The sequence below is a fragment of the Cupriavidus sp. a3 genome, from assembly GCF_051015765.1.
Classification (GTDB): Bacteria; Pseudomonadota; Gammaproteobacteria; order Burkholderiales; family Burkholderiaceae; genus Cupriavidus; species Cupriavidus oxalaticus_A.
Genome location: NZ_CP170643.1, coordinates 2,128,578 through 2,154,504, shown reverse-complemented (window position 1 = coordinate 2,154,504; position 25,927 = coordinate 2,128,578). Strand labels below are relative to the sequence as shown.

Below are 25,927 nucleotides of genomic sequence, written 5' to 3'. Positions count from 1 at the left end.
AAACACCTTCCGAAGTGTTCGGCAAACATTTATCATGAGCGCTTAACCGGTGTTGCGACGACCGGTTGAATCCGCCCTGGCTGCCGCGATCCGAATGATGCATGGCCCCCGGCGTCGGCTTGCGTCGGAACCAGGCCATCGTCAGCGCGTCGGTCACGATCTCTGCGCTCATGCGCGGCTTGATCGACCAGCCGACAACCCCCCGATTGAACAGGTCCAGGACGACTGCCAGGTACAGCCACCCCTCATCGGTCCAGATGTACGTGATATCCGATGTGAAGACCTGGTTCGGCGCCGTCGGCGCGAAGTTGCGCTCCAGCAGGTTCGGCGCGACCGGCAACCTGTACTTGGAGTCCGTCGTGACTCGATAACGGCGTTTGTGGCGTGCCCGGATACCATTCTCGCGCATGAGGCGCTCGACTCGCGCTTTGCTGGCCGGAAAGCCTCGCGAGCGGATTTCCTCGGTCATGCGCGGCGAGCCATAGGCGCCCTTGACCCGTCAAACTTTGGGGGGCCACACTTTTGGTACTTGACACGGTCCATACATGTTGTCTAGCGGTTTATTCCAGTGGGTCAATCATTAAAGCTGATACTTCCTGCTTCTGCGCCCTTTGGTATCAACGGGCCTATTCCTCCTCGACCTTCGTCTCGATGCGCCCCTCACGGATTGCGGCGATGAAGGCGCGGAAGTCGCTTCGGTTCTGCGAGCTGTATTCGGTGGCGAACTCGCAGATCGCGTCGTCAAAGGTCTGGCCTGATCCCATGTACCCAGCAATCATCGCGGCATCGCCGGACCGTGCGTGCGCGCGGGCCAGCGCGTGGGCGCACATGCGGCCATACTGCCTCAGCATGCCGGTATCCCAGTCCTCAATGACGGCAGACATCTTCATGTCGCGCAACTGGCGGATGTAGAAGTCACGGCCGTTCTTGCCGCGGGTCCACCCCAGGAAAACGTCGCTGGCAGACTGCATCAACCGCTGACCGACGATCACGCGCTGCCCGTGGTTTGGATACACGCTCTTGCCGGCATACGGCTCCAGCACCGACGCCCGCGCCTCCTTCACCTGCAGGAACAGCGGATCGTTGTCTGCGGCCATGAACAGGCCCACGCCGCACATCGTGCCGACGCTGCCGACGCCGACCACCTTGATGGCCAGGTCGAAGAAGTGAAAGCGGTCGAACAATACCCGTGTATGGTCTGCCAGGCTCTCTCGGTATGATGCGATGGCTTCATCGTAGCCCGACGTCAGCCCGGGGGCGAGTTCTACTGACGGATGGAAGATCAGCGGCGGCTCGTCCTTGATCCTAAGCCTCTCGCCCTCTTCCGAGACGAGCTTGGGATACAGGTGATCGGGCACGGACTTGCGCCGTTCTATCTCAATGCGCTGGGCCAGTCGTTTGCGCGCCGCCGCGACGACGTCGGGGTCGCCTGAGCGGTCTTCGTACTTCTGCAGGTCGATGCGGTCGTACCAGACGTCCAGCGCGCGCATCCAGCCGTAGTTGTGTATCCGCTCGCGGTACTCGCGCACGACGTCGGTCACCACGCGGGCCGCGTCACTCTTTGGCAGCGCCAGATGGTCCGCCGCGATGACGATGCTCGCCGCCAGCCGCTTCAGGTCCCACTCGAAGGGTGCCGGCAGCGTCTCGTCCAGATCGTTGATGTCGAAGATCACGTTGCGCTCCGGCGTGGCGAAGCCGCCGAAGTTCATCAGGTGCGCGTCCCCGCAGGCCTGTACCCGGATTCCGCTGTTGGGTGTGGTGGCCAGATCCGCCGCCATGATCGCCGCCGCACCCCGGTAGAAGGCGAAGGGCGAGGCAGACATGCGGCCGAATCGGATGGGCACTAGTTGCATGATCCGACCTGAATTCGACTCTTTCAGCAGCGTCACCGGATCTCGGCGGTCGGGCGCCGGGGTCCATCCGGCTTGTGAGGTACGTGGCACTGCGTCGCGCAGCAGCCTCCCCTTTGCCGCCCGTTCGTCGGCGGTCAGGTAGGATCCTGCGGCATACCCTTCGCTCTCCGTTCCTCGACTATGTTTGTCTGCCTTGTTCATGGCTGGTCCTTTCCCTGCATCCGCTGCACCTGCTGTATCGATTGATCGATTTTTGCTGTCGCCCTGCACATTTGCCCTGCTTCCGCAGCCGGCGCAATGGCGTCCGGTGACCGCACCCATGCCGGCCCGGAAACATCGACCGCGTCCGCCCCGTCAGGTGGCGCTCGAGACGATCCAACTGCTTCTCCATTCCTTCGGTGCGGAGCATGTCGCGCGTGGGGGCATGTGCACCGACAAGTCGCAGCACGGCACCGACCGCCTGCTGTTCCTTGTGCCGGGCCAGAAGCATGCGCGCGCCCGCCAAGTCGACGACGGGACTGAGGGAGAGATCGCCATTCACCAGCCGAACCGGGCCGGCACCGGTCCGGACGCGCGACCGCATGGCTTGGCGCACGAGCTCTACCGGAAAGGGGCTGGTTCGCGGGGTGACGCTCCATGTCGGTGAAGATGCCCGGACCCCGAATGCAGCCCAACTGGCCATGCGCGGATGGGCGACGCGGCGGATCAGCAGCAGCATCGACATCAGGACCGCCACGATGACCCCCTTCAGGATTCCCAGCGGTAGCATGGTGGCGAACGCGATCATCGACACCATGTACTCTGGCTCGGATCCGCACGAGAATGAAATTGCCGAGAAGGCGGCCACTTTCCGGTCCAGAAGGAGCGAGGAATACACTTCATTCTCTTGGTCCCGCAGAGTCCATACTAGCCGGCCGGTCGTACGCTACAAAAAACGTCTTCCGATCCTGTGTGTGGTAGCCCACATTCCACTTGCAGCAGCTGCCGGGAGTCGGCTTGTTGGCAAAGGGCGATATTGCTAGGCTGCTCTTGTCCTACCTGCCCGACAGCATGCCGTGACTTGAAAGTCCACCTTGCGACTCGCGCTACAGATGAGGGAGGCGGAGATGGCAAGTGACAAGGAACTGGGTTTCGCGCTGACCCGCCGGGAGTTTTTGCGCACAGCGGGAATGGGAGCCGTGGCGTTGAGCGTCGGCTCGAGCGACAACACGTGGGCGGCAGCGCGTGACACCAGCAACTCGGCGTTACACAAGAATGGTCGCACACCTGGCCCGTTTAATATCCTGTTCATCCTTGTCGATCAGGAGCGCCATTTCCGGCCGGGAGAATTGCCAGCGGGCTATAGCTTGCCTGCGCACGAACGCCTCATGAAGCAAGGTACGACGTTCGTCAACCATCGGATTAACTCTTGCGTCTGTACGCCATCCCGTTCCGTAATTTACTCGGGGCAGCACATCCAGCATACGCGAATGTTCGACAACACCAACTTCCCCTGGATAAGTAGCATGTCGACCGAGATGCGGACGCTCGGCGACATGCTACGCGATGCAGGCTACTACACCGCTTACAAAGGCAAGTGGCATCTCACCAAGGAATTCGAGACAGTCAACAAGCTTGGTACGCCGACCAGGATCTTTACGGCCGAAATGGAGGCCTATGGCTTCTCCGATTACATCGGTATTGGCGACATCATCGCCCACACCAGCGGCGGTTACCTGCATGACGGCGTAATATCTGCAATGGGCATGAGCTGGTTGCGCGGAAAGGGGCGCGAGCTGGCGGCACAGGGAAAGCCGTGGTTCCTCGCTGTCAATCTCGTCAACCCTCATGACGTGATGTTCTACGATACCGACGCTCCCGGCACCCAGGTTCAGGCAATGCGCGGTCTCGCGCACGTAGCCCGCGACCCGGCCGACCCGCTGTACGCCAGGCAGTGGGGCTTCTCGCTCCCGGAAAGCCGGGTGCAGGCCCTCGACGCACCGGGGCGGCCCCCAGCCCACCGCGATTTCCTGCGCTCGCACGATGCCTTGGTCGGGGCGATTCCCAACGAGGACGCACGCTGGCGCCGGCGGCATAACTATTACCTGAATTGCATGCGCGATGTTGACCGCAATATTGCAGCCATTCTGGCCGAGCTTGATGCGGGAGGCCTTACCGACAAGACCATCGTAATTCTGACGTCCGACCACGGCGATATGGACGGCGCCCATCAGCTCCACGCCAAGGGAGCCGTCTCATATCGGGAACAGAACAATGTTCCCTTGATCATTGCGCACCCGGCTTACCCCGGTGGCAAGCAATGTCGCGCCGTAACGTCACACCTGGATATTGCGCCGACGCTGGTCGCAATGACCGGCGTTGCCCCCGATAGACGCGCTTCCATCGTCAAGGGGCTGGCCGGGAAGGATTTTTCGGGAGTGCTTGGCGCCCCTGAGAAAGCCGATCCGAATACCGTTCGCGACGGTGCGCTGTTCTGCTACAACATGCTCGCCTACATCGATGGCGACTTTCTCTTCAAAGCCGTGGACCACATCCAGAAAGGCGGAAAACCGGACCAGCTAAAGAGTGCCGGCATCCGACCCGATTTGATGAAGCGAGGCGCCGTGCGTTCCATCCATGATGGACGGTATAGTTTCGCTCGCTACTTCTCGCCCAAGCAGCATAACCGACCCACGACACCGGAAGAACTCTATCGGTTCAATGATGTGGAGCTTTATGACCTGCAGACTGACCCGTTCGAAATGCATAATCTGGCTGCGGAACGCAGACACCTCGAGCTTGTCGTCGCAATGAACAATAAGCTGAATCGCCTGATAGACGTCGAGGTTGGTGAAGACCGTGGGCAGATGCTGCCAGGTGGTATCGACGCCGGGTGGGAAGTCTCGGCAGAGACGATGACCGGCGCATGACGTTGACGCGTTGATTTGTTAGTGGGATGGGCCACCGCGGCTCACTGCGCTTTCAACTGCAGTGCTAGCTTCCTGCTACGCTTCCATGCACCACGTCTCCCCGGATGTGTGGGCGAGCGTTTGCGGGCGTAATCCTGCAAGTTCCGGCTCACTGGGTTTCTCGCTCCCTTCGTCACAGAAATCCCCGCAGGCAGCGTGCGCTCATGTGGTATCGCAACAGCCCAGTGGACCGGAAAAATACGGTCTGCTGCTCGCCGCGATCGAGCCGTGCCGGAGAATCCATGAGACGTCTTTCGAAGCCGGCATCGGCGGTATTGGCGGTACTGGCGGCATCGCTCCTCATCTGCGGCTGCGCGAGCCGGCCAGTCAACCCGCCGCTGGCCCATGCCGACCCCAATGCCGGCTATCGATTCACCACGCGCCCGCAGTATTCGGCCACTAGCGAAAACCTGGTGGTCCTGGCCTTTTCAGGTGGCGGCACTCGCGCCGCTGCTTTCTCCTATGGCGTGCTCGAATTCCTGCGGAACACGGAAGTCGTTGGACCAAGGGGCAACCGATCGCGCCTGCTTGACCATGTCGGCGTCATTACCGGCGTGTCTGGCGGCAGCTTTACCGCTCTTGCCTATGGGCTCTATGGCGAAAAGCTCTTCGACGATTACGAACAGCGATTCCTCAAGCGCGACGTTCAGGGAGAGATTACTTGGCGCACACTCAACCCTGCCTACTGGCCATCCTTGTGGTCGGGAGGCTGGGGCCGCTCTGAGCTTGCGGCCGATCTGTACGACGAGATACTGTTCAACGGTGCGACCTTTGGCGACCTGAATCGCGCGAACGGCCCGTTCATCATCGCCTCTGCCACCGACATTTCCACAGGCGCCCGCCTGGCCTTCACCCAGACCACCTTCGACGTACTGTGCTCGGACCTGAATGCAGTACGGCTTGCGCGTGCCGCGGCCGCCTCGTCGGCAGTCCCCGTCGTTCTGACGCCCGTGACGCTCAACAACTACGGGGGCAACTGTGGCTACGCTGCACCCGAATGGGTCAGGCCGTTTATCAATACGAACGATGCACCGCGGCCGGCTGCGCGTGCGACCCGCCACCTGAAAGAGGAGGCGGAACTGGAAAACAGTATCGAGCGGCCCTACATTCATCTCGTCGATGGCGGTGTCTCCGACAATCTGGGCATGCGCAGCGTGCTGGATTCCCTTGAGTTGATCGAAGCGCTGCATCTGGTCGGCCAGCCTAGCCCGCTCGACCGTACACGCAGGATCGTTGTTTTTGTCGTCAACTCGCTCTCCACGCCCAGGACAGCGTGGGACAAATCCGAGTCTCCGCCCGGTACGCTGGAAATACTGGTCAAAGCGACGGGCGTTCCGATTGACCACTATTCCTATGAGGCCACCGAGTTGTTGAAGGACAGCCAGGCGCGGTGGCATGCCATGCGCCAGGTCCGTCAGTCCTCCGCCTTCGCGGCGAACAAGGATGCTGCCATAGCCAAGACGCTGCGCACGCCGGACACGACCATCTACGCTATCGATGTATCGTTCGCGCAGTTGACAGACAAGACGGAGCTGGACTACCTGAACCAACTGCCCACCTCGTTCTCCCTGTCAGCCGAGGCCGTCGACCGGCTTCGGGCAGCCGCGGGCAAGATTATCTTGGCGTCGCCCGATTTCCAGCGGCTGCTAAGGGATGTCGGGGCCACGATTGTGCCCCCAAGCGAGCAAGGCGCCGGACAACCCTAATGACTGCGATGCGGCAACAATTGCGTCCACATCCAGATAATTTATTTCCTGCCGCTCGCCTGCGCCCTAGAGCGTCAGATGTTCTCGCCAGCGCATTTCGATGCTGCCGTTTCTTTCGAGCCCGGTGCGTCGACGGCCGGCTGAGGGGCTGGCGGCGCCAACAAACGTCCGCCCTGCCCATTAACGTAACCTTCCGGCAGCCGGCAAAAAATCGCTCTTCTGGCCTTATGTTGATAATAGGGCACATTTTGGCTGGACGTCGGCTGGGCCCGTTGGCCCCATGGGCTAGACCAAGGAGGCCGCGGCGAGGCGGCCAGATGCGCGACCGCAGCCCCTCCAGCCCAGCTCGAGTGCCCCGCCTTGGCACCGTGATCGCGCCTGAACGTGGCGTGGCGCATGCGGATACCACGGTCCCGCGCTCACCCCTTGGTTGTATCTCAATTGAGATGCATAATGCAGGTCCAAGCATAGGAGATTTCCATGGCGCATACTTCAATGTTGCACATCCGGGTGGACGACGACCTTAAAGCCCGGGCCACGCAAAACCTTGCCAGCGTCGGGCTAACCGTGTCCGACGCAGTTCGCATCCTGTTGACACGGATCGCCAAGGAGGGCGGGCTGCCGCCCGGTCTGACGACGGATCCCGAGACCTATGATGCTTGGTTCCGCGCCAAGGTCCAGCAAGCGCTGACCGACCCGGCCCCGCCGCTCCCGCATGACCAGGTCATGGACGACGTTCAGGCGCTGATCGACCGGAAACGCCGTGCGCGCGGTTGAATGGACGCGGTGGGCCAGGGCCGATCTTCTCGCCATCGTTGACTACATCTCGGATGATAATCCGGATGCGGCCCAGAGCCTGAAGGACGACCTCGAAGCGAAAGCGGCACGGCTGCCGGAACACCCCGAGCTCTACCGAGCCGGCCGCGTCGCGGGCACGCGCGAGATGGTCGTGGCGGCCAACTACCTGGTCGTGTACGCCGTGGATGCCACCTCCATCCGGATCCTGCGGGTACTCCATGCCGCGCAGCAATGGCCGTCGCCCGGTTGAGCCAGGCGAGGACTGACCAAAAAATGGGTGCGCCGCCCTGCCGCTACGCGCTTTCGGCTTCGCCCTCGGCGAACCCACCAGCCTTTTGCGTGACAGACCACCTGAAACATCCAAGCACTAACGCTGCCTGACGTCGCGTCCAGGACGCGCAAACACGGCGCGCCGGCTTCGACGCTGATCGTCGCGGCAGCTCGTCGACTGCCTTCTTGAGATTGCACCATCATGAGGCTCGCCGTATTCCTGCAGCAGCCAGGACCAGACCGTCGTCGATGCCAAAAGCGGCAGGCGGCGATATACCCCGCATCGTCGTCAGACGTGTACACGAAGCGGTTGGCGTCGTCGGTGCGGCGTGACCAGCCGAGCGCGATGGATCTGCGCGCTGCCTGGGAGAGCGCCGAGAGTCAGGCGGCCCGCAGCTCGCCTGACTCAACACAAAGTCTGGAGAACTCGCTAGTGGGCAGTTAATTGCATTTATAAGGACTTAATCCCATCAGTGCTCAAAGCGCTCGGGAACATCCCGGTCCGATGTTCCCAACAGGCATGCCGGGCAACGCGGCCGGCAACCGACGGTGAAGCACGCCACTCTCAATGCACGACGTCCGCTGTTCCGCCGCTGGCGCCCCGCAGGCATACCGGTGAGTCGCCAGGCATTCGCGGGGGATTTCAAGGGCGCCCTCCACCATCGTGGCCTGCCCAGCCCAGGCACCACGGCCGCTGTGCGCGCTTCCCGTTCTAGTGCTGGCCGGGCACGGAACCCGGTAGGTTGCGGCCAGCTACCCCCGGGACGCGGTCCATCACTTGGGGCGGGGGGCGGGTGCGACGAAGCAGCCGACGCCGCTTATTCGGGTTGAATGCCAGCTTGTTTCACCAGGCTCGCCCAACGATCCACCTCTTCGCGAAGCCGATCTCCGAGTTGAGCAGGTGACGATGCTTTGAGATCGATACCCTGGCTGTCGAGCCGTGCTTTGGTCTGCGGACTCGCCAATGCCGAGCGGACTTCGCCCGCCAGCTTGCTCACGACGGTCGACGGTGTTCGCGCGGGTGCCACCAGGGCCCACCATTGGCTGACCTGCAATCCCGGAAGCTTGGCTTCTGCCGCAGTGGGAACGCCAGGAAGCGAAGACACACGCGCCGGACCAGTCACCATCAGCGCCGAGATCTTACTGCCACCAAGGAGGCTGCTGCCGCTTGCCAGCGTTGCGAAATGGCCTTTGACCAGTTGCGCAGACACATCGGTCAGCGCCGGCGCCGAGCCCCGATATGGCACGGCATCGACCGGGATCCCAGTCTGGGTTTCCAGCATCTTGGCGGCCAGATGGCTAATTGTGCCGTTCCCGCTTGTGGCAAGCTGCAGGGGCATTCCTGCCTTGCGTGAGTCCGCAAGGAACCGTTGGATGTCGCCTGCTCGGTAGTGCGTGCTATCCACGAACAAGACAAGGGGTGCCTCGCCAAGCAATGAAACGGGCGCAAAGTCGCGCAACACATCGTATGAAATCTGGCGGAACACGGACGGTGCAACGGTATGCGCCAGTTCAATGACACCCAGCGTGTAGCCGTCAGGGGCCGACTTTGCCAACATGTCGGCGCCGATGCGGCCGGAAGCGCCCGCGCGATTGTCGACAACGACAGGCTGGCCCATCGTTTCGCTCATGCGTTGTGCCAACGCACGGGCCAGTGCATCGGTACTGCCACCGGCAGCCCAGGGCACGATCAATCGAATCGGCTTTTCAGGATAGGCGGCCAGGGCCGACGGCACGTGCGCCGAGAGGCAAAAAGTGATGGCAATAAATGGAGAACGCAAGCTCATGAGTGGCCCCGCAGGTTGTTTGGAAATCATGCTTGTCCCGGATCGCGTTCGCCGCGTGCAGTCAGCATCAGCATGACGGCTTCCGCTTTGTCGATGCGCCCGTCGGCACGCAGCGCTTGCGCGGCAGCCAGCCCCGCCCCCGCACACAGTTCGACCCAAAAACCGGCGGCAGCGAGTTGGCGGGTGCCCGCGCGTGCTGCAGCGTCATCGATGACCACCGCGCCACCTCCCGATTGCCTGACTGCGTGGACCTGCTGGGCAGTAACGGTTGACCCGGCGGTGGAAAATTGTTGGGTCGTGCCTGGGAAGTCGGACTGCTGCGACGCGCCCGCCAGCACGCGCGAAAGCCGTGGAAACGGCTCGATCGCCCAAAGGCGAGGCATCTTCGAGACGTGCCCCAGGGCGACGAGGTCCCGCAGCGCGCTATAGATGCCCCACAACAAATCCCCCCGCGCTGTTGGCACCATGACATGGTCGGGGCGGCATCCTTGAACCACCCACTCCAGTGCGACAGCGCGGTAACCTTCAACACCAAATACCGGGCTGCCCACTGCGGGCACGCTATAGTTGGTCAGCGCAAAGGCTCCCGCCTCCTTGACGCGGCGGCGGACATGTTCCCATCGCGCGTGACCGTTGTCGCAAATAACACGCCGTGCGCCGTAATAGCGCAAGGCCGCGTCAAACACGGATGGAAGCGCCTGGTAGGTCGCGACTTCGCAGGCCAGACCCGCGGCGGCGCAATAGGCCGCGGCCGAGACTGCGGCGTTGCCGCTTGACGCCAGTACCACCTCGCTCGCGCCAATATCGAGAGCCCGGCTTACGGCCTGCGCCGACATGCGATCCTTGTGCGATCCCGTAGGATTTGCGCCTTCATTCTTGAGCCAGATGGAGGCCACGTCTGCTAGCGAAGCAAGGGTTCGAACCGGCACGCATGGCGTGGCGCCCTCTCCCAGCGACACGCCTTCCAGGTAGGGCTGCCAATGCCCCCACATATAACTTCCGCTTTTTGGTGCAAAATCCAGGGCCTGGAGATGGTAGGCCACTTCGAGACTGCTTGGCCGGCCAGCGCTTGCGCAGGCCGTGCACCCTTCCGGCATGTCACTGACCGGATATTGGGCGTGACACGTAATGCATTGCAGGGCGTGCATCGCCGGGTTGACAAGCGGTTCGGTGAGATGCGGAGAGTGGCTGGCGCGCATGGTAGAAGCCCAGGTGATAGTGACCTGAGTCTATGCGAAGGCACCCTGGGGCAACGCGGGCGTTTCGATAATCAAGTTAAGTAAAACTTATAGGGTGGATATGGGAACAGCCGCCGACATCGTGATCAGCGCTCGGCAAATCGAGGTGTTTCGCATGGTGATGCGTCTGGGATCGGCGCGCCGGGCCGCCGAAGCGTTGCACATCAGCCAGCCCGCCGTGACACAGATCGTGCTACAACTGGAAAACGCAGCGCGGTTAAGACTGTTCGATCGAACCAAAGGCCGTATGGTGCCGACACCGGAGGCGGCGTCGCTGATGGACGAAGTCGAGCGCGTCTATGTCGGGCTTGACGCTGTGCAACGCAAGATCGATCAATTGCGTTCCCACGAAGACACGGTCCTGCGCGTGGGGGCCTTGCACGCCATGGCGTCCAGCGTGATACCGTCTTCGGTGGCCGATTTCATTCACAGCTATCCCCGCGTTCGTTGCCAGCTGGAGGTCGACAGCTCGCGGGGCTTGCGCGAACGCTTGCTTCAACGCGAACTCGATATCGCGTTCATGGGCGACGAGGCGGACACCAGTGGTCTGACTGCGTCCGAATTCTATTCAGTGCAGGCCGTTTGCGTCGCGCCCGCGACGCATCCTTTCGCGACGCGCGCAAAGGTCGGAATCGAGGATCTGATCGACGTACCGTTAATCGGCTTGGACGCTGCGGATCCTGCGCAACGCCGGCTGCAAGCGTGCTTTGCCGAGCTCGGCATCGAGCCGCGTTTCGTGGCAACCACACCTTATAGCCACACGCAGTGTTCCCTCGCCTTGGCCGGCGCTGGCCTCGCGATCACCAATCCATTGGTGGCCCGTATCTACGTAGCCCTCGGGCTGCGAAGCGTACCACTCTCCGCGCCCGTTCGGTTCCGGGCAATCCTTGCCTTTCATCCGACCCAAGGGCAATCCACTGCGGCCCAGCAGTTCGTAAGCCTGTGCCGTCAGCGCCTGGCTGCTCTGCAGTGATAACTGCGTAGCAACGCGGGGCGCTCATGCGGAGCGCCCCGTAGTTTGTTCTGATCAGGCGGCAATTACCTTTGAGCGCCTTCCTCGATCAAGCCATCGCGGTTAGTAATTCTCGCGCCATCCAGGAACACGTCTGGGCGATCGATGATTGCTCTGCCGCCATTGGTATAGATATCTTGCGTCCCAATCCTGGCGCCATCGGTATAGACATCACGCATGCCGATGCCAGCATGCGCGACACCGGCGCCGCCGAAGGCGGCAACCGCCGACATCAGCAACAAGATTTGCTTTGACATTTTCCATCTCCTTTTCAGGCAACTACCTAGTGCCGTCCGATATGATCAGTGCGCTGCAACTCAAGCAGCCTGGGATAGCCTGATGACGATCCGCGACGGGTTTAGCCTCGAACAGGCTAATCGCCTGTCCTTGGTACGTAGTGTGCGCAACGGACCTCACGGCTTTGTCCGTTAAAGATCAAATTTTTGTCACGGCGCACCATGGCATGCGAGGTGCCACCGCATCGCGTTCCAGGAGCGATCAACGGGCTGCCATGCGACGTGGGCGTGGGACGGTGGCAAGAACGGACTTAAGCCTGCGCTAGCGGGGGCGCTAGCGGGGGCCGTCTGGCGCTCGGACATCGCGCGCGCGAGTGCGTCGGTCTCGCGCCGTGCGTCGCTGCGCTACCGGTCAGCGGACGCCACCTGCGTGCGGGTCAGGTGTTCGAGAACCGCCTTGCGCTCTATCTCTGCGGCGGCGCGCGCGGTAAAGATGCGGTACACGTAGTCCATCAGGACTTCTTCCTCATGCATCTTTCGAATGTTGAGGAAGGCCATGTGGCCGATGACCTTGCCCTGGCTGTCCTGAATCGGCAAACCGTAATAGCATTCGAAGCCCTGCTCCCGCGGAAACAGCTTGCCGATACCCTCTGGGTAGAACACAGGCAAGCCCTGCTCGAACACCGCCTCGCAAGGGGTGCCGGCCAGGTCGTACTCGACGTTGTCGCGGAACGCGTCCTTGAACCAGAAGGCCAGCGTGTGGACCCGCCGCGGTGGCCACCCTGTGCATTCCGTCACGAAAGCGCACGGGACATCGAGCGCGGCAGCGAAATGGCGGACAAGCGCGCGGAAGAATTCGTCGCCACAGGTGCCGGAAGTCCCCTCGACGATGTGCCTGAGTATGTCCTCGACACGCTTGATGCGCGTCACATCGGTATCCATGCCGATTAACCGCAATGGCTTGCCGTTGGCATGACGGATGGCGCTGCCCAGGGAATTGACCCACCGGTAGTGTCCGTCCTTGTGCATCAACCGGCACTGCTGTTGATAGCGCGGGCTCGCACCCTCGACGTGCCGCGCGATTGCCTGCTCAACGGCGACCCGATCGGCGGGATGAAGCCGTTCCGTCCAGGCCTGCAGGGTGTCCGGCAGTTCGTCGTCCTCAAAGCCGAGCATGGCCTTCCAGCGCTCGGAGAGATGGAATTCGTTGGTCTGGAGATTCCATTCCCACATGCCATCGTCGGCGCTACGCATGGCCAGGGCGTAGCGCTCCTCGCTCGAGCGCAGCGCGACCTCCTGCTGCCGGCGCTGCTGCACGGACAACGCCAGTTCGGTTTGCGCGGCTTCGACGCACGCGCGCAAATCCGTAACGACCTGGCGAATCTGCTCGAACTCATCAGGGAACCTGTCCTGCCCGGCGCCCGCATTGCGTGAGGCCACGGAGGTGACGCAAGAGCGTAACAACGCGTCCAGCGGACGTCGCCAGAAGGCGTGAACGGCAAGCGCGAGGATGCCGAGCATAAGTGCCAAGCCGACCGCAACCACCAGCACAATGCCCGAACGCGTGCCGGGAGGGCCGGCTCCGGGCACCCAGCCGACCAGAAGATAAGCCACCAGCGCCAGGCTGATCAATGCCGGCGGCAGCAGCAGCTTTGCTTTCAGGCCCATCTTGGCTCTCTTTCTGTGGCGCCAACCGGTGCGGCCTGGCATCCACAACAAGTGCTTTTTGCTTGACAGCTTAAGCGGCCTCAGTGGAAACACGCGATGCCGGCTCCGTACCTCGTGACGCGTCGCCGCAAGCCCTACCTAACATAGTCCACGAATTCGTCACCAACCAGTGCGGCGGCATCGCCAGCGCCCTTTCCCCCTGCGATCGGCGGAGTTAATTGAAGGCGCCGTGAGGGTTTCGTGATCTTTGTCGGCGAGAGTGGTACGGAGGACAACCACGACCGACAGGACTTGCGATGCGATCCACCAGCCCCTTGCCTGACTTCGGCGCCGCCGTCCCGCCCCGGGCCGGGATCGGCCTGCGCGCACCACACTATCGCCAGGTCCTCGCGCAAACGCCGCGCACAGGGTGGTTCGAAGTCCATAGTGAGAACTACTTCGGTGACGGCGGCCAGCCCCTGCACTACCTCGCGCAGGTGCGCGCCGCCTACCCGCTAAGCCTGCATGGCGTAGGCCTGTGCCTGGGCGCGACGGATCGGCCTGATCGCGATCACCTGCGTCGTCTGGCGGCCCTGATCCGGCGCTTCGAGCCAGGGTTGGTATCCGAACACCTGAGCTGGGGCCGCATCGGTGATCGCTACCTCAATGACTTGCTGCCCCTCCCCTACACCGACGAATCGCTCGCGATCGTGTGCGCCCATGTGGCGGAAGTCCAGGATTACCTGCAACAGCCGTTGCTGGTGGAGAACATCACCAGCTACCTCCGATTCACTCACTCCACGATTGCCGAACCCGAATTCCTGGCGGCGCTGGTAGCGCGGACAGGATGTGGCATCCTGCTCGACGTCAATAACATCTACGTGAACGCGATGAACCACGGTAGCGATGCATTGAGCTATATCGATGCGATCCCTTTGGGCGTGGTGAGGGAGATCCACCTGGCTGGCTTTGACGTCATCGATGGCATGCTGATCGATACCCACGGCCAGCGCGTGGCCGAGCCCGTATGGCATCTCTACCGCCATGCGCTCGCCCGCTTTGGCCCGCTGCCCACGCTGATCGAGTGGGATACCGACATTCCCGCGCTCTCAGTGCTGCTGGACGAAGCCCGCAGGGCCGATCAGATGCTGGAGATTGAAGATGCCTTCATTGCATGAGATCCAGACCCGCTTTGCCCGGGCGCTGTTCGGGCAGGACCCGACAGCTCTCGCCGGCTATATCGTCGATGGGGCCATTGACGCGCAACGATGCCTCGACGTCTACGCGGGCAACGTACACCAGAACCTGTGCGAGGCCCTGGGCGCCGTATTCCCCGTGATTTCGTGCCTGGTGGGCCAGCCGTTCTTTGATGCCACGGCTGGCCGGTATATCCGGGCCTGCCCCTCCACCAGCGGTGATATCCAGCGCTTCGGCCAGAGCTTTCCAGATTTCCTCGCACAATTCGAGCCGGCTGCTGGCTTGCGCTACCTGCCTGATGTGGCCAGGCTGGAATGGCTCATGCATGAAGCCTTTCATGCTGCCGACGCGGCGCCGCTGACGCTCGATCGCCTCGCCACCCTAGGCACACTCGCCGAGGCCGAGGCGACGTGCCTGCAGCTGCGGCTGGCCCCGGCCTGCCGCTTGCTCGCGTCGCCGTTCCCCGTATTGCGCATCTGGCAGTCGAACCAGCCGGACGCCGAGGAGGACGCAGAGATCGACGCCGGCAGCGGCGGCGACTGGTTGCTGGTCAGGCGCAGCGGCTTTGCGGTTGAAGCGCAGTCATTGGAGGTTGGGGAATACGCCATGCTCGAAGCGCTGCATGGCGGTGCCGCGCTGGAGCCGGCTTATCGACAGGCGCTGCAAGTCGCGCCCGACTTCGCGCTGGCCGGCTTTCTTGAGCGTCGCATCCTGGACGCGACGATCCATGATTTTGAAATACGCGCCGCCTGACCTTATCCTCGTTCCAGGTCGATCGTGAAGGCAGTGCCCTGGCCGAGCGCGCTGCACACGCGGATCTCGCCGCCGTGCAACTGTACGATACGCCGGCTGATGGCGAGGCCCAGGCCGACATGGCTGCCATTATCGGACTCCGTACGCTCCACGCGATAGTAACGGTCAAAGACACCCTGCACCTGGCTCGCGTCGATGCCCTCGCCGGTGTCTCGCACGGTCAGTTCCACACGCTCCCCCACCGGCTGCACATCGATGCTGATCTTGCCGCCGGCAGGCGTATAGCGCATGGCATTCTCGATCAGGTTCTCCAGCACCCGCTCGATCATGCCGATGTCGGCGTTCACCGGAGGGCAGCCCGGACCCGACGTCGCCAGCAAGGCCAGCCCCCGCTTGTTTGCCGCCAGGGCGAACTTCTGCACCACGTCCTGCGCCAGTTCAGACAACGGGAAGCGTTCCAGCCGCGGCTGGACTTCTTGAGCTTCGAGCTTGGTCAGGTCAAACAGGTCCTGCACCAGCTTGCCAAGGCGCTCGCAGTGCCTGGTGGCCACCTGCAGGTAGCGGTTGCGGTCATCGGGCGTCATTTCTTCTGCCTTCAGCAGCAGCATTTCCAGGTAACCTTGCATCGATGCGAGCGGCGTACGCAGGTCGTGCGAAACATTGGCAAGCAGCTCGCGCCGTTGCTGATCCACTTGTCCCAACTGCGCAAGCTGGGTGACGATCCGCTCGGACATCTCCTCGAAGGCCGTGCTGAGTTTCTGGATCTCGTCGTCCGCACGGCTGCCCTGCGCCAGTCGCACCGGCGTGGAAAACCCGCCCGCGCGGAATGCCTCAATGGCGTCGGACAGCACGCGCAAACGCACCGTCAACAGCCGGAACACGATCAGCGCCGCCACAAGGCTGAAGGCAACCGTCCCGATGATGAGGTCGGTCGCCAGTTCGAGCAGGCGCTGCGTCTCGATCATCTTCTGTGAGGCAAGGATCATCAGCGCGCCAATGGTGATGAACACCACCATCAGCACGATTGCCACTCTCCCGTACAGGGTTCGGAACATGAGGCCCCCTGCCCCTTACGTGTTGCTGAACTTGTAGCCCACGCCCCATACGGTCTGGATGTACTCCGGCGCATTGGGATCGAGCTCGATCTTGGCGCGCAGCCGGTTGATATGTGAGCTGACAGTGTGCTCGTAGCCACTATGGCTATAGCCCCAGACCTGGTCCAGCAGTTGGGCACGGCTGAAAACGCGTCCCGGATTGCTGGCAAAGTACAGCAGCAGCTGGAATTCCTTGGCGGTGAGGCAGATAGGCGCGCCACGCACGTTCACTTCGCGCTTGTCGATATCAATGTGCAGGGCTTTGACCTGCACCGTTCTGGGACGATCCGATGGCGGATTGACCAGGGTGTCGACCAGACGGAAGATCGCCTTGACCCGTGCGGTCAGCTCGAGGACGCTGAACGGCTTGGTCAGGTAGTCGTCGGCGCCCATCTCCAGTCCCAGCACCCTGTCGAGTTCGGTGGAGCGTGCCGTGAGCATCAGGATCGGGGTATAGCGCGGCTCCGCGCGCAGGCGCCGGCAGATCTCCAGCCCGTCGGCACCCGGCAGCATCAGGTCAAGGATAACGAGGTCATAGGGATGGCTGAGCGCTTCGTCCAGTCCCGCCCGGCCGTGGTTGATCACCTTCACGTCGCAGGACAGGCCGCTCACCTGCAGGCGTACCAGCTCGGCGATATCCGCGTCGTCCTCGATCACCAGCACCTGGCGCGACATGGTGTCACCTCATCGTTGAAAACGTGCGGCATGTCGGCGAGACCGTCGCGGGCCTCCTGGCTTGCGGCCCGCGCGGCCCCGCGTGTCCGTCAGACGTCAGACACTAGATCATTCTAGAACGCATTTCGTGGATGGAAAGCCATCCGTCGGCGTGACGCCCGGCCTCGCCTGCTCTCCCGTCGTCCCCCGCCGCCCGCACCCACCCTCAACCGCTCTCGCCCGTGCCTCGTGACGAATATTTGAGATCTGAGGGAAACCAGCGTGAATTCGCCTTTCCATACTGCCATCCAGAGACAGGTATCCCTCCTGTCCTGAACCCAACCGAATACGGAGTGTGCATCATGAACAGCGATCAAATCATCCGCGGTGCCATTGCGGGCATGCTGGCGCTTGGTATTGCCGGCGCCACCTCCCAGGCCATGGCCGCGGCGGGCAGCCATGAAAAATGCGCCGGCATTGCCAAGGCCGGCAAGAACGACTGCGGCACCAGCAAGAGTTCCTGTGCTGCCACAGCGAAGGTCGATCGTGACGCGGAGGCCTGGATCCTCGTGCCCAAGGGCACTTGCGAAAAAATCTCCGGGGGCCGGCTGCAGACGTCCGAGTTCGCCAAGCCAGGTGGCAAGAGCGGCGAGCTCAGCCCGACCGCCAAGGCGGCCTCCCCGGCCTGAACGGCACCCGAGCCTGCAGCGGAATGCCGTGACGCGTCACCGCGTCACGGCTACCCCGGCCTGCCCCCGTCCTTGACCGCTTCGCAAGGTGGCCCAAAATGAAATGCACTACCCCCCTGTCGTCCGCGCCGCTGGATGTGGGCGGCAAAAAGTCTTCGCGCATCATTACCGCCGCACAGGCGGCAATCCGCCTGCTGCAAACCCTGGCTCCCGTGCTCGATCTCGGCATTCGTGTCCTGATCGGCCTGGTGTTCTTCCAGTCCGGGCTGACCAAGCTCGCCAGCTGGTCCACCACGCTTGCGCTGTTCGAAAGCGAGTACACCGTGCCGCTCCTGAACCCGGCCCTGGCCGCCTATCTTGGTACCGCCGCAGAGCTGAGCCTGCCGGTGCTGCTCGTGCTCGGGCTCGGCACGCGGGCCGCCGCGCTGGCCTTGTTCGTCTTCAACATCGTCGCAGTGATCTCGTATCCCGGATTGGGCGAAGTTGGCCTGAAGGACCACCAGTATTGGGGGCTCCTGCTGCTGGTCACGCTGCTGCATGGCCCCGGGCAGCTGTCGCTGGACCACCTGATCGACCGCTTCCTGCTGCGCGGCAAAGCCAGCCACTAGCTCGACAGTCACACGCGCCGTCCCAGGGCGAACAAGGAACCGTCATGCTTGCAGAAAACAACATCGTCATTGTCGGTGGCGGATTCGCCGGCACCACGCAGGCCCAGGCGCTGGAGAAGCGGACACCGCACAACTCCTTCCCGAGCTGCCCGCCTCGCTTGGCCTGGCCGCGGCACGCCAAATGACCGCGCGCGGCATCCGGCTCAGGCTCGGCGCCCGCGCCGCCCGCTGCGAAGCCGACACCGTGGTGCTCGCAGACGGCGAAAGGATCGAGGGCGCGACGGTGATCTGCACGGTCGGCACCAAGCCGAATCCGCTGGTCGCCACGCTCGAGCGCAATCTCGCGCTGGCCACCCGGCGCGGACGCATCGAGACCAACCCGGATATGTCGGTGCGCGGCATGCCCGGACTGTGGGCCATCGGCGATTGCGCACGCGTGGCCAATGCCGCCACCGATCGGGATTCGCTGCCCACCGCGCAGTTCGCCGTGGCCCAGGCGCGCCAGCTCGCGCATAACCTCGCCGCCTACCTCGAACAGCGTGCGTGTCAGCCGTTCTCGTATCAGAGCAAAGGCGCAATGGCCAGCATCGGGCATATGAAGGGCGTTGCCCAGGTCTATGGCTTCAGCTTCTCCGGCTTGCCGGCCTGGCTGGCCTGGCGTGCGCTATACCTGATGCGTATGCCGACCCTCGGCCGCAAGCTGCGTCTCTGGGCCCACATGGCAAAGCATAAAGCTTCCGGCGTACTGCGGGCGCCCCACCCTACCCCGACGCTAACCGGAGATCAACATGCTTAAAGGAAGATCCGCTATCGTTACCGGCTACAGCAGAGGTATCGTGCTTGGCGTTGCGCACGCCTTTGCCATCCACGGCGCGGGTACGGCGTGCGTTGTGCGCTATTCGCCGGCGCGCCGGCCTAAACCGGTTCGCGACATGGCGGAATTTGCAGCTACCGAGTTCGGCAAGGTTGACCTCATCGTCAATAACGCAGGCATCCAACAGACAATGCCGCCTCCATGACCGCCACGGAGCTCGCCATGGATGGTGGCTGGACACAGCACTAGAGACACGCCATGCCGACCGATACTGGAGTGCAAGAGTCCGGCCAACCCAGCCAGGCCGTGAAGCCGGTCACGCTGGCGTTGCAGGGCGGAGGAGCCCATGGTGCCTTTGCCTGGGGCGTGCTGGATCGCCTGCTAGAAGACGGCCGGCTGGCGATCGAGGGCGTCAGCGCGACCAGTGCCGGCGCGATGAACGCCGCGGTACTCGCGTACGGCCTGCTCCAGGGCGGCCCGCCCCGCGCCCGCACCGCCCTGCACGACTTCTGGCGCGATATTGCCAGCACCGCGCGCGTCCACAGCCCGTTCCGCAAGCTGCCATGGGAATACTGGCTGTCCAGTGGCTATGGGCTCGATTACTCGCCGATGTACTTGTTGACGGACATCACGCTGCGGGTGCTGTCGCCCTACCAGTTCAACCCGCTCAATTTCAACCCGCTGCGCGATGTACTAGCCCGCCATGTTGACTTTGACGCGCTGAACCAGCGCTGCCCGATCCAGCTCTACCTGTGCGCGACCAACATCGAGAACGGGAAGATACGCGTGTTCTCACGCGACGACATCTCACTGAAGGCGGTGCTGGCGTCGGCCTGCCTGCCGTTCCTGTTCCAGGCCGTCGAAATCGACGGCGAACACTACTGGGACGGTGGCTATGTCGGCAACCCGGCCATTTTCCCGCTGATATACAACTGCGGCGCACGTGACGTGGTGATCGTCCATATCAATCCCATCGTGCGCAAGGGTGTGCCGAAGACCGCCGCGGAGATCCTCAACCGCATCAACGAGGTCAGCTTCAATTCCTCGTTGATCCGCGAACTGCGCGCGATCAGCTTTGTCACCCGACTGATCCAGGATGGCAAGGTCCGCGGCGGGGACATGAAGGAAATGCTGATCCACTCGATCCGATCCGACCAGACCATGATGGCGCTCGGCGTCTCCAGCAAGCTCAACGCGGACTGGGACTTTCTTTGCTACCTGCGCGACCAGGGCCGGGACCAGGCGGGGCGCTGGTTGCAGCAGAACTATGACGCCATCGGTGAACGGGGCACCGTCGACCTGCAACAGGAATTTCTTTGATCCAACCACGCAGCGCTGCCGCAACGGACGGCGCCGATCTCTTCAGTTACGCACCTAAAATGTGGCGGTTTCGTCATACTCCGAGGTGACCTCAACGCGGAGAGTGACTTTGATTTTTGGGGGAACCGCGCGGCCGCCCGAGTACGGCGTCGAGTCGGGCAAAGTTGACGAAAGACTGTTAACGGACTATATTCGGTCCAGTCATGTCATCCACAGGAGGGTGCGATGCGAATCGCCGATCACGTCAAGCCGATCAGCTATCTCAAGAGTGAAGCCGCGCAGATCGTCAAGGACCTCGCTGAATCCGGTGAACCATTAATCATCACCCAGAACGGCGAAGCCAAGCTCGTTGTCCAAGACGTGCGCAGCTACGAATCCGACCGGCAGACATTAGCCCTGCTAAAGATTCTGGCCCTGGGGCAGAAGCAGATCGAGCAGGAGAAGTTTTCCGACATCGATGAGGTGTTCGCAGAGCTGGACGAACTGGACCGGAAAGAGAAGCAGCGCTGATGGCCTCCAAATTGCTGAAGGCAAAGCTTCTCGACAGCGGTAAAACCGAACTGAAGCGGGTGCGCCGCTATGTGGTGGACGCATTTGGCATGGCCGTCTGGGAAGACTCATATGCTCAGATCCAGGCGTCCATGACTCGCATCCGGGAGTTTCCCGAATGCGGGCACATTGTCGATGAACTCAGTGGGCTAACCGCGAACAGGTTCCGCGAAGTGCATTGCGGAAAAAATCGCATTATTTATGAAGTCAGGGATGACACCATTTTTGTGCACTTGATCATAGATCAGCGTCGAGATCTGACTGCCCTGCTACAAAAAATCATCCTGCAGGTGTAAGAAGAGACGACCAGCGTCGCGAACCCTGGTCAATCCGGTTGTTCGTTGTCCGTCGACTGAAGCAGGTGGCCGTAGGCGTCAATTTCCTTTTGCGTTCGCACCTGGCTTTCCGCGATCTTCTCTGGTGTGACTTCGCCGTCGACAAATTCCACTGATACCCGGCTTACGCGTGGATCTCTGTCAACGATCCCCTGCAAGATCTTGTCCAATAGTTTTTCACCGGCTTGCAGACCGAGCGATCGTGGCACCAGTACCTTGACCAGCAGGATCTCATCGTCGGCGGCGCTTTGCGCCACACCCGCGAGTGCGGATTTCAGATAGCCCTTCAGTTTCAGGACGCTTAGGTCACCGGGTACGCCAACATGCGATACCCGAATGGATTTGTGAGCCATGCCGTCTGTCTTGCGCGTGTTCTCGAAGCTCTGAATATACCGCACCGTTAAGGTTCGCCACCGCGTTCGCCCCGGATCCTGCCGGGGGCAGTCCACCGCTTCGATCGCGACAGCCTGTTGAAAACAAAGAAGAGGTTCCACAGGCGTTGCCTGTGGAACCTCCGAAGCCCGGCTGCCGTGGAAAGTGTCATCAGGACCGGAGGTCGGCACCCGGAGTGGAGACGCAATGAATGATGAATGTCACAGCTCGCGGAGCAACTCCGCGGCTTTCGGCCAGTTGCCATATCCGTCGAGCGGCGAGAGGTGGCCGATGTCGCCGCCATCGACGAAGCGGCTACCCCAGGCTTGCCCAAGGGCGTGGACCTGTTCGAATCCCCCGATCGGGTCGTTGCGGCTGCCGACCACGATGCTCGGGAACGGCAGGCGCGCCCTGGGCAGCGGCGTCCAGCCGTTGGCAGCCAGCGTCTGCGGATCGGAGTAGCCGGCGGGCAGGGGCGTGTCGAGGTCGGCGGGGGCCGCGAGCAAAGCGCCCTGGACCTCGCGCGTCGTCTGCTGCGCCCAGTGCACGGCGATGCAGCATCCCATGCTATGGGCCACCAGGACGATCGGCCCTTCGATGCCGCTGACGACGCGCTCGAGGTTCGCCACCCTGGCGCTGCGCAGGGCCTTGTCGTGGTCGATCTGCGGCACGATCTGCACAGCCCTTCCCTGCGCTTGCAGTTGTTCGGCGAGCAGCGTTTGCCAGTGCTCCGGCATGTGGTCGCGAAGACCGGGAACAATCACGACCGTCGGCAGGTTGGTAGAAGTCATGGAAATCGATTTCCTCGGTTGAGATCCGGAGCGTGATCGCTCCCTGCCCTGCGGGATGTACGCAACGGTCAGAAGATATGGCGGATGCCCACGGCCGCACCGAACATGGACTTCTGCCCATTGGACAGCGAGTAGCTATTGCCCAGCGCCAGGCTGGTAGCGAAGCCGCTCGCTGCCGAGTCCATGGTCAGGCCTGCGTTGCGGGTATACGCAGTGGTCAGATACACGTCAGTCCGCTTCGAGAGCGCGTAGTCGGCGATCAGAGCGATCTGCCACGGATTTGCCGCGTGCGTGTTGCCGCCGACATTCTTCAGGTTCTGGTAGTCATACTCCAGCGTGAAGTCCAGCGCAGCCGACACGCGGTACTGGCCACCGATCCAGTAGAAGTCGTCGCGCAGGAACTCCCTGCCGGTCTGGTCCTTGTTCTGCCCCCAGCGGTAGCCGCCCATCAACTTACCCGCGCCAATCGCATAGCTGGCCATGACGGCCGCCTTCTTCAACGTGCCGTTGCTCGTGCCGATCGTCGGGTTCCACTGGTCGTAGGCAACGCCCAGCCCGAGCGGGCCGTTCATGTAGGTCACGCCCGCACCGTAGGCCGAATCCCGGCGGAACTGGCCCGGCACTTCGCCGTTGCCGCCCAACGTGGGAATACCGGGATTGATCTGCGGCAGCGTCGTACCGACGCCGAACGACCAGTGCGCCATGGCGGTCACGGGACCGAACGTGCCGGTGTACTGCGCCACGTTGTCCTCGCGGAAGTTCGCGCCGGCGATGACGCCCGCCGGTTCATACTGCGTGGCGAAGCGGGCCGGCATGAAGTTGGCCAACGACACGAACAGCGAAGTGTACTGGCGGCCGAAGGTGACCTGCCCGTAGTCCGACTTGAGGCCGGCAAAAGCCTGGCGGCCGAACATGCGCCCGCCCTGCTGCTGGGTGCCGGTATCGGCGTTGAAGCCGCTTTCCAGCACGTAGATGGACTTCAGCCCGCCACCGAGGTCTTCCGTGCCGCGCAGGCCCCAACGCGAGCCGGAGTAGCCGCCGGAGTTCTCGCGGAACACCGAATTGCCCGTACCGGGATTGAAGCCGTTGGCCGCCGACGGCACGACGCCGACCTTATTGACGTATTCGAGGTTGACGTCGATCACGCCGTACAACGTTACGCTGGACTGCGCCTGGACCGTACCACATGCCATCGCGGCGGCCAGGGCAAGAAATGCTCTTTTCATCTACTCCCATCCTCCATGGTTCATCGTTTTCATTTGATTGTTCTCAGGCTCAGTCACTACGACTTCCGGCGTCTGGTGCGCCGCTACTACAGGGGGGATGGGTCTTGCAATCCGCCCCCCAGTTCAACGATCGGCAGCCAGCACCCTCCCGGTATGCGGCGGCCTGCTGTGATCAGAAAGGACGGTCTCCGACGATGGTGGCGCGGTCCATCCTCCGGTGGCACGGCGGATAGTCCATGACGGCGTAATGCTGGGTCGAACGGTTGTCCCAGATGGCCACGCTGTTCTTCGTCCAGCGCCAGCGGACCTGGTGTTCGGGGATATAGGCCTGCGTGACCAGGTAGCGCAGCAGGTCGGCGCCGCCGGGGCTGTGGTCCTGCCCGAAGCGCACGCGCGCCGGCGTGTGGAAGTTGGTGAAGTGAGTGGTAAATCCGTTGACGAACAGCACCTTCTCGCCAGTCTCCGGGTGGGTCCGCACCACCGGGTGCTCGGCGTCAGGGAACTGGCTCTTCAGCGCCAGGCGCCGCTCGATTGGCATGGCGGCGCCAAAGCTCGCCTCGATGCTGTGACGCGCCCGCAGGTCGGCGATCTGCTCCTTGACGTGGCCGGGCAGGTTCTCGTACGCAAGCACCATGTTGGCCCACATGGTGTCGCCCCCGATTGGCGGGCACTCCCGGCACCGCAACACGGCGCCAAGCGGCGGCACTTCGCGCCAGGTCGCATCCGTGTGCCAGGCGTTCTCGTAGCGATCCGGCGGGTTGGCCGGCGTCTTGTAGATCTGCACCAACCCCGGATTCTCCGGGTCGCTGCCCGTCACGGGGTGATCCTCCAACTCCCCGAAGCGGCGCGCAAAGGCCACGTGCTGGGCAGCCGTGATGTCCTGGTCGCGCAGGAACAGCACGCGGTGTTTGAGCAGCGCTTCGCGGATGCCGGCGAACAGGCCATCATCATGGATCGCATCGGCCAGGCTGACCCCAATGAGTTCCGCGCCGATCGCACAGGTAAGTTGTTCAACTCGCATGGTCGATGGATGTCATTGCGGCTGGAGGTTGAAGGTCTTCACGATGCGGGCGTTGCGATCGAAATCGGCGCGCAGATCGTGGCTGAGCTGGCCAAGGCTCTGCGGCTGCAGCGGCTCGAACCCGAGCGCGGCAATCCGTTCCTGCACGCCGGCCCTGGAGGCTGCCTTGTGGACCGCGGCCTGGATCTTCTCGGTCAGCTCTGCCGGCACCTTGGATGACACGAACACGCCGGTCCAGTTACTGAAGTCAACCTCCGGATAGCCCAGTTCGGCGAAGGTCGGCACCTGCGGGAGCATCGGCAAGCGCTGCCTGGCGGCCACGGCATAGGCCTTGAGCTTGCCCGCCTTTAGGTATGGCAGCGATGTCACCATGCCGTCATACATCACGGCGATCTGCCCGCCCATCACCTGCGTCAGGGCCTGCGGCGATCCCGCGAACGGGATGTTCTGGAGATCCATCCCCGCCTTCTGGTTCATGATCATGCCGGCGTACTGCGAGGCCGTGCCCGGGCCGTAGGTGGCAAAGCTCAGGTTACCCGGATGCGCTTTCACGTAGCTGATCAGCCCCGGCAGGTCCTTGGCGGGCAGGCCGGGCGCGCTGACGAGCAGCAGGGTCGACCTGGCCGCGGCCGCAACCGGCTTCACGTCCTTCATCGGATCGTAGGGCACCTTCATCGCGTGCGGGATTTCCGCGAACACGTTGGTCGCCGACACCAGGATGGTCTGGCCATCGGGCGGCGCCGCCAGCAATGCGCCGACCGCGATGGCGCCGCCGGCACCCGGCTTGTTGTCGACAACCACGGGCTGGCCCAGGTCTGCCGTGAGTTGTTCGGACAGTATGCGGGCCATCACGTCCATCGTGCCGCCGGCAGGCGCTGGCACCAGTACGCGCACCGGCTTGTTGGTCCACGCCATGGCGGCGGGCATGGCAAGTGCAAGGATCGATGCGGCGACGACGCGGCGCACGCGCAGAACGGCAGGTCGGACTGACATCTTTGTCTCCATCTCG

28 protein-coding genes and 1 pseudogene are annotated in these 25,927 nt (G+C 62.8%); 15 read left to right on the top strand and 14 right to left on the bottom strand.

Going from position 1 to position 25,927, the window contains the following annotated elements:
- Positions 1 to 76: 76 nt before the first annotated feature.
- The 3 genes and pseudogenes from ACAD63_RS10510 to ACAD63_RS10500 all read right to left on the bottom strand — a co-directional run.
- Positions 77 to 496, bottom strand: a pseudogene (locus ACAD63_RS10510) (IS3 family transposase); the annotation flags it as partial.
- Positions 497 to 626: 130 nt separating this feature from the next.
- Positions 627 to 2,054, bottom strand: coding sequence for a DUF2252 domain-containing protein (locus ACAD63_RS10505; protein ID WP_135706449.1), 1,428 nt, complete (start codon positions 2,052 to 2,054; stop codon positions 627 to 629).
- Positions 2,032 to 2,730, bottom strand: coding sequence for a hypothetical protein (locus tag ACAD63_RS10500; protein ID WP_434033904.1), 699 nt, complete (start codon positions 2,728 to 2,730; stop codon positions 2,032 to 2,034). The genes ACAD63_RS10505 and ACAD63_RS10500 overlap by 23 nt, the downstream gene beginning before the upstream one ends.
- Positions 2,731 to 2,959: 229 nt before the next feature.
- Here ACAD63_RS10500 and ACAD63_RS10495 point away from each other — a divergent pair, with 229 nt between their 5' ends.
- From ACAD63_RS10495 to ACAD63_RS10480, 4 genes are all read left to right on the top strand, one after another.
- A complete protein-coding gene (locus tag ACAD63_RS10495; RefSeq protein WP_434033903.1) occupies positions 2,960 to 4,762 on the top strand; it encodes a sulfatase-like hydrolase/transferase in 1,803 nt (600 codons plus the stop codon).
- 281 nt (positions 4,763 to 5,043) lie between these two features.
- Entirely contained in the window at positions 5,044 to 6,507 is a 1,464-nt protein-coding gene (locus tag ACAD63_RS10490) for a patatin-like phospholipase family protein (protein ID WP_434033902.1), read from the top strand.
- Positions 6,508 to 6,987: 480 nt separating this feature from the next.
- A complete protein-coding gene (gene relB / locus ACAD63_RS10485; protein WP_022540171.1) occupies positions 6,988 to 7,284 on the top strand; it encodes a type II toxin-antitoxin system RelB family antitoxin in 297 nt (98 codons plus the stop codon).
- Complete coding sequence (locus ACAD63_RS10480; RefSeq protein WP_135706445.1) at positions 7,271 to 7,555, top strand: type II toxin-antitoxin system RelE/ParE family toxin; 285 nt, start codon at positions 7,271 to 7,273, stop codon at positions 7,553 to 7,555. Before relB ends, ACAD63_RS10480 begins: the two co-directional genes overlap by 14 nt.
- A gap of 838 nt (positions 7,556 to 8,393) precedes the next feature.
- Here the strand turns inward: ACAD63_RS10480 and ACAD63_RS10475 are convergent.
- A complete protein-coding gene (locus ACAD63_RS10475) occupies positions 8,394 to 9,362 on the bottom strand; it encodes a tripartite tricarboxylate transporter substrate binding protein (RefSeq protein ID WP_434033977.1) in 969 nt (322 codons plus the stop codon).
- A gap of 26 nt (positions 9,363 to 9,388) precedes the next feature.
- Complete coding sequence (locus ACAD63_RS10470) at positions 9,389 to 10,561, bottom strand: pyridoxal-phosphate dependent enzyme (RefSeq protein WP_434033901.1); 1,173 nt, start codon at positions 10,559 to 10,561, stop codon at positions 9,389 to 9,391.
- A gap of 154 nt (positions 10,562 to 10,715) precedes the next feature.
- Here ACAD63_RS10470 and ACAD63_RS10465 point away from each other — a divergent pair, with 154 nt between their 5' ends.
- Positions 10,716 to 11,573 (top strand): LysR family transcriptional regulator, encoded by an 858-nt coding sequence (locus tag ACAD63_RS10465; RefSeq protein WP_240746068.1) that lies wholly within the window; start codon positions 10,716 to 10,718, stop codon positions 11,571 to 11,573.
- A 65-nt stretch (positions 11,574 to 11,638) separates the two neighbouring features.
- On the opposite strand, the gene ACAD63_RS10460 is transcribed toward ACAD63_RS10465, so the two are convergent.
- A complete protein-coding gene (locus tag ACAD63_RS10460) occupies positions 11,639 to 11,869 on the bottom strand; it encodes a hypothetical protein (RefSeq protein WP_133098098.1) in 231 nt (76 codons plus the stop codon).
- Between the two features lie 384 nt (positions 11,870 to 12,253).
- Positions 12,254 to 13,516 carry a PAS domain-containing protein gene (locus ACAD63_RS10455; protein ID WP_434033900.1) on the bottom strand — a complete coding sequence of 421 codons (1,263 nt, stop codon included), beginning with the start codon at positions 13,514 to 13,516 and terminating at the stop codon, positions 12,254 to 12,256.
- A 296-nt stretch (positions 13,517 to 13,812) separates the two neighbouring features.
- Here ACAD63_RS10455 and bufB point away from each other — a divergent pair, with 296 nt between their 5' ends.
- Both bufB and ACAD63_RS10445 read left to right on the top strand, forming a co-directional pair.
- On the top strand, positions 13,813 to 14,673 hold the full coding sequence (gene bufB / locus ACAD63_RS10450) for an MNIO family bufferin maturase (protein WP_434033899.1): 861 nt from the start codon (positions 13,813 to 13,815) through the stop codon (positions 14,671 to 14,673).
- Positions 14,657 to 15,445 carry an HvfC/BufC N-terminal domain-containing protein gene (locus ACAD63_RS10445; RefSeq protein ID WP_434033976.1) on the top strand — a complete coding sequence of 263 codons (789 nt, stop codon included), beginning with the start codon at positions 14,657 to 14,659 and terminating at the stop codon, positions 15,443 to 15,445. Before bufB ends, ACAD63_RS10445 begins: the two co-directional genes overlap by 17 nt.
- Before the next feature lie 2 nt (positions 15,446 to 15,447).
- Here the strand turns inward: ACAD63_RS10445 and ACAD63_RS10440 are convergent, their stop codons facing one another.
- Positions 15,448 to 16,461 (bottom strand): sensor histidine kinase, encoded by a 1,014-nt coding sequence (locus ACAD63_RS10440; protein ID WP_240746104.1) that lies wholly within the window; start codon positions 16,459 to 16,461, stop codon positions 15,448 to 15,450.
- Positions 16,462 to 16,515: 54 nt separating this feature from the next.
- Complete coding sequence (locus ACAD63_RS10435; protein ID WP_133098093.1) at positions 16,516 to 17,214, bottom strand: response regulator transcription factor; 699 nt, start codon at positions 17,212 to 17,214, stop codon at positions 16,516 to 16,518.
- A gap of 341 nt (positions 17,215 to 17,555) precedes the next feature.
- Between ACAD63_RS10435 and ACAD63_RS10430 the strand changes: the two genes are divergently transcribed.
- The 8 genes from ACAD63_RS10430 to ACAD63_RS10395 all read left to right on the top strand — a co-directional run bounded on the left by ACAD63_RS10430 (position 17,556) and on the right by ACAD63_RS10395 (position 21,469).
- Entirely contained in the window at positions 17,556 to 17,882 is a 327-nt protein-coding gene (locus tag ACAD63_RS10430; RefSeq protein ID WP_133098092.1) for a BufA1 family periplasmic bufferin-type metallophore, read from the top strand.
- Positions 17,883 to 17,980: 98 nt separating this feature from the next.
- A complete protein-coding gene (locus ACAD63_RS10425; RefSeq protein WP_207951295.1) occupies positions 17,981 to 18,490 on the top strand; it encodes a DoxX family protein in 510 nt (169 codons plus the stop codon).
- A gap of 44 nt (positions 18,491 to 18,534) precedes the next feature.
- Positions 18,535 to 18,675: a hypothetical protein gene (locus ACAD63_RS10420; protein ID WP_167884620.1), complete on the top strand. Its 141-nt coding sequence runs from the start codon at positions 18,535 to 18,537 to the stop codon at positions 18,673 to 18,675.
- A complete protein-coding gene (locus ACAD63_RS10415) occupies positions 18,672 to 19,286 on the top strand; it encodes an NAD(P)/FAD-dependent oxidoreductase (protein ID WP_434033898.1) in 615 nt (204 codons plus the stop codon). The genes ACAD63_RS10420 and ACAD63_RS10415 overlap by 4 nt, the downstream gene beginning before the upstream one ends.
- Positions 19,279 to 19,509: a hypothetical protein gene (locus ACAD63_RS10410; protein WP_207951294.1), complete on the top strand. Its 231-nt coding sequence runs from the start codon at positions 19,279 to 19,281 to the stop codon at positions 19,507 to 19,509. The genes ACAD63_RS10415 and ACAD63_RS10410 overlap by 8 nt, the downstream gene beginning before the upstream one ends.
- A gap of 53 nt (positions 19,510 to 19,562) precedes the next feature.
- The gene (locus ACAD63_RS10405) at positions 19,563 to 20,624 is read left to right on the top strand and encodes a patatin-like phospholipase family protein (protein WP_434033897.1); all 1,062 of its coding nucleotides are present in this window, start codon (positions 19,563 to 19,565) and stop codon (positions 20,622 to 20,624) included.
- Positions 20,625 to 20,849: 225 nt separating this feature from the next.
- A complete protein-coding gene (locus tag ACAD63_RS10400; protein WP_133098090.1) occupies positions 20,850 to 21,134 on the top strand; it encodes a type II toxin-antitoxin system Phd/YefM family antitoxin in 285 nt (94 codons plus the stop codon).
- Entirely contained in the window at positions 21,134 to 21,469 is a 336-nt protein-coding gene (locus ACAD63_RS10395; RefSeq protein WP_434033896.1) for a type II toxin-antitoxin system RelE/ParE family toxin, read from the top strand. The genes ACAD63_RS10400 and ACAD63_RS10395 overlap by 1 nt, the downstream gene beginning before the upstream one ends.
- Positions 21,470 to 21,498: 29 nt before the next feature.
- On the opposite strand, the gene ACAD63_RS10390 is transcribed toward ACAD63_RS10395, so the two are convergent.
- The 5 genes from ACAD63_RS10390 to ACAD63_RS10370 all read right to left on the bottom strand — a co-directional run bounded on the left by ACAD63_RS10390 (position 21,499) and on the right by ACAD63_RS10370 (position 25,911).
- Complete coding sequence (locus ACAD63_RS10390) at positions 21,499 to 22,002, bottom strand: hypothetical protein (RefSeq protein WP_240746066.1); 504 nt, start codon at positions 22,000 to 22,002, stop codon at positions 21,499 to 21,501.
- 99 nt (positions 22,003 to 22,101) lie between these two features.
- Complete coding sequence (locus tag ACAD63_RS10385) at positions 22,102 to 22,671, bottom strand: RBBP9/YdeN family alpha/beta hydrolase (protein ID WP_434033895.1); 570 nt, start codon at positions 22,669 to 22,671, stop codon at positions 22,102 to 22,104.
- A 68-nt stretch (positions 22,672 to 22,739) separates the two neighbouring features.
- Complete coding sequence (locus ACAD63_RS10380; RefSeq protein ID WP_434033894.1) at positions 22,740 to 23,897, bottom strand: porin; 1,158 nt, start codon at positions 23,895 to 23,897, stop codon at positions 22,740 to 22,742.
- 172 nt (positions 23,898 to 24,069) lie between these two features.
- On the bottom strand, positions 24,070 to 24,918 hold the full coding sequence (locus tag ACAD63_RS10375; protein WP_135706434.1) for a TauD/TfdA dioxygenase family protein: 849 nt from the start codon (positions 24,916 to 24,918) through the stop codon (positions 24,070 to 24,072).
- A 12-nt stretch (positions 24,919 to 24,930) separates the two neighbouring features.
- Positions 24,931 to 25,911, bottom strand: a complete 981-nt coding sequence (locus ACAD63_RS10370; RefSeq protein WP_135706433.1) for a tripartite tricarboxylate transporter substrate binding protein — start codon at positions 25,909 to 25,911, stop codon at positions 24,931 to 24,933.
- Positions 25,912 to 25,927 lie beyond the last annotated feature (16 nt).

Coding starts and splice junctions, on each gene's coding strand:
- ACAD63_RS10465 (WP_240746068.1), top strand. CDS start 10,716: ATGGTGATGCGTCTGGGATCGGCGCGCCGGGCCGCCGAAGCGTTGCAC.
- ACAD63_RS10400 (WP_133098090.1), top strand. CDS start 20,850: ATGCGAATCGCCGATCACGTCAAGCCGATCAGCTATCTCAAGAGTGAA.
- ACAD63_RS10435 (WP_133098093.1), bottom strand. CDS start 17,214: ATGTCGCGCCAGGTGCTGGTGATCGAGGACGACGCGGATATCGCCGAG.
- ACAD63_RS10370 (WP_135706433.1), bottom strand. CDS start 25,911: ATGTCAGTCCGACCTGCCGTTCTGCGCGTGCGCCGCGTCGTCGCCGCA.
- ACAD63_RS10430 (WP_133098092.1), top strand. CDS start 17,556: ATGAACAGCGATCAAATCATCCGCGGTGCCATTGCGGGCATGCTGGCG.
- ACAD63_RS10415 (WP_434033898.1), top strand. CDS start 18,672: ATGACCGCGCGCGGCATCCGGCTCAGGCTCGGCGCCCGCGCCGCCCGC.
- relB (WP_022540171.1), top strand. CDS start 6,988: ATGGCGCATACTTCAATGTTGCACATCCGGGTGGACGACGACCTTAAA.
- ACAD63_RS10425 (WP_207951295.1), top strand. CDS start 17,981: ATGAAATGCACTACCCCCCTGTCGTCCGCGCCGCTGGATGTGGGCGGC.
- ACAD63_RS10375 (WP_135706434.1), bottom strand. CDS start 24,918: ATGCGAGTTGAACAACTTACCTGTGCGATCGGCGCGGAACTCATTGGG.
- bufB (WP_434033899.1), top strand. CDS start 13,813: ATGCGATCCACCAGCCCCTTGCCTGACTTCGGCGCCGCCGTCCCGCCC.
- ACAD63_RS10470 (WP_434033901.1), bottom strand. CDS start 10,561: ATGCGCGCCAGCCACTCTCCGCATCTCACCGAACCGCTTGTCAACCCG.
- ACAD63_RS10440 (WP_240746104.1), bottom strand. CDS start 16,461: ATGGTGGTGTTCATCACCATTGGCGCGCTGATGATCCTTGCCTCACAG.
- ACAD63_RS10495 (WP_434033903.1), top strand. CDS start 2,960: ATGGCAAGTGACAAGGAACTGGGTTTCGCGCTGACCCGCCGGGAGTTT.
- ACAD63_RS10410 (WP_207951294.1), top strand. CDS start 19,279: ATGCTTAAAGGAAGATCCGCTATCGTTACCGGCTACAGCAGAGGTATC.
- ACAD63_RS10460 (WP_133098098.1), bottom strand. CDS start 11,869: ATGTCAAAGCAAATCTTGTTGCTGATGTCGGCGGTTGCCGCCTTCGGC.
- ACAD63_RS10455 (WP_434033900.1), bottom strand. CDS start 13,516: ATGGGCCTGAAAGCAAAGCTGCTGCTGCCGCCGGCATTGATCAGCCTG.
- ACAD63_RS10490 (WP_434033902.1), top strand. CDS start 5,044: ATGAGACGTCTTTCGAAGCCGGCATCGGCGGTATTGGCGGTACTGGCG.
- ACAD63_RS10505 (WP_135706449.1), bottom strand. CDS start 2,054: ATGAACAAGGCAGACAAACATAGTCGAGGAACGGAGAGCGAAGGGTAT.
- ACAD63_RS10405 (WP_434033897.1), top strand. CDS start 19,563: ATGCCGACCGATACTGGAGTGCAAGAGTCCGGCCAACCCAGCCAGGCC.
- ACAD63_RS10385 (WP_434033895.1), bottom strand. CDS start 22,671: ATGACTTCTACCAACCTGCCGACGGTCGTGATTGTTCCCGGTCTTCGC.
- ACAD63_RS10420 (WP_167884620.1), top strand. CDS start 18,535: ATGCTTGCAGAAAACAACATCGTCATTGTCGGTGGCGGATTCGCCGGC.
- ACAD63_RS10445 (WP_434033976.1), top strand. CDS start 14,657: ATGCCTTCATTGCATGAGATCCAGACCCGCTTTGCCCGGGCGCTGTTC.
- ACAD63_RS10475 (WP_434033977.1), bottom strand. CDS start 9,362: ATGAGCTTGCGTTCTCCATTTATTGCCATCACTTTTTGCCTCTCGGCG.
- ACAD63_RS10395 (WP_434033896.1), top strand. CDS start 21,134: ATGGCCTCCAAATTGCTGAAGGCAAAGCTTCTCGACAGCGGTAAAACC.
- ACAD63_RS10380 (WP_434033894.1), bottom strand. CDS start 23,897: ATGAAAAGAGCATTTCTTGCCCTGGCCGCCGCGATGGCATGTGGTACG.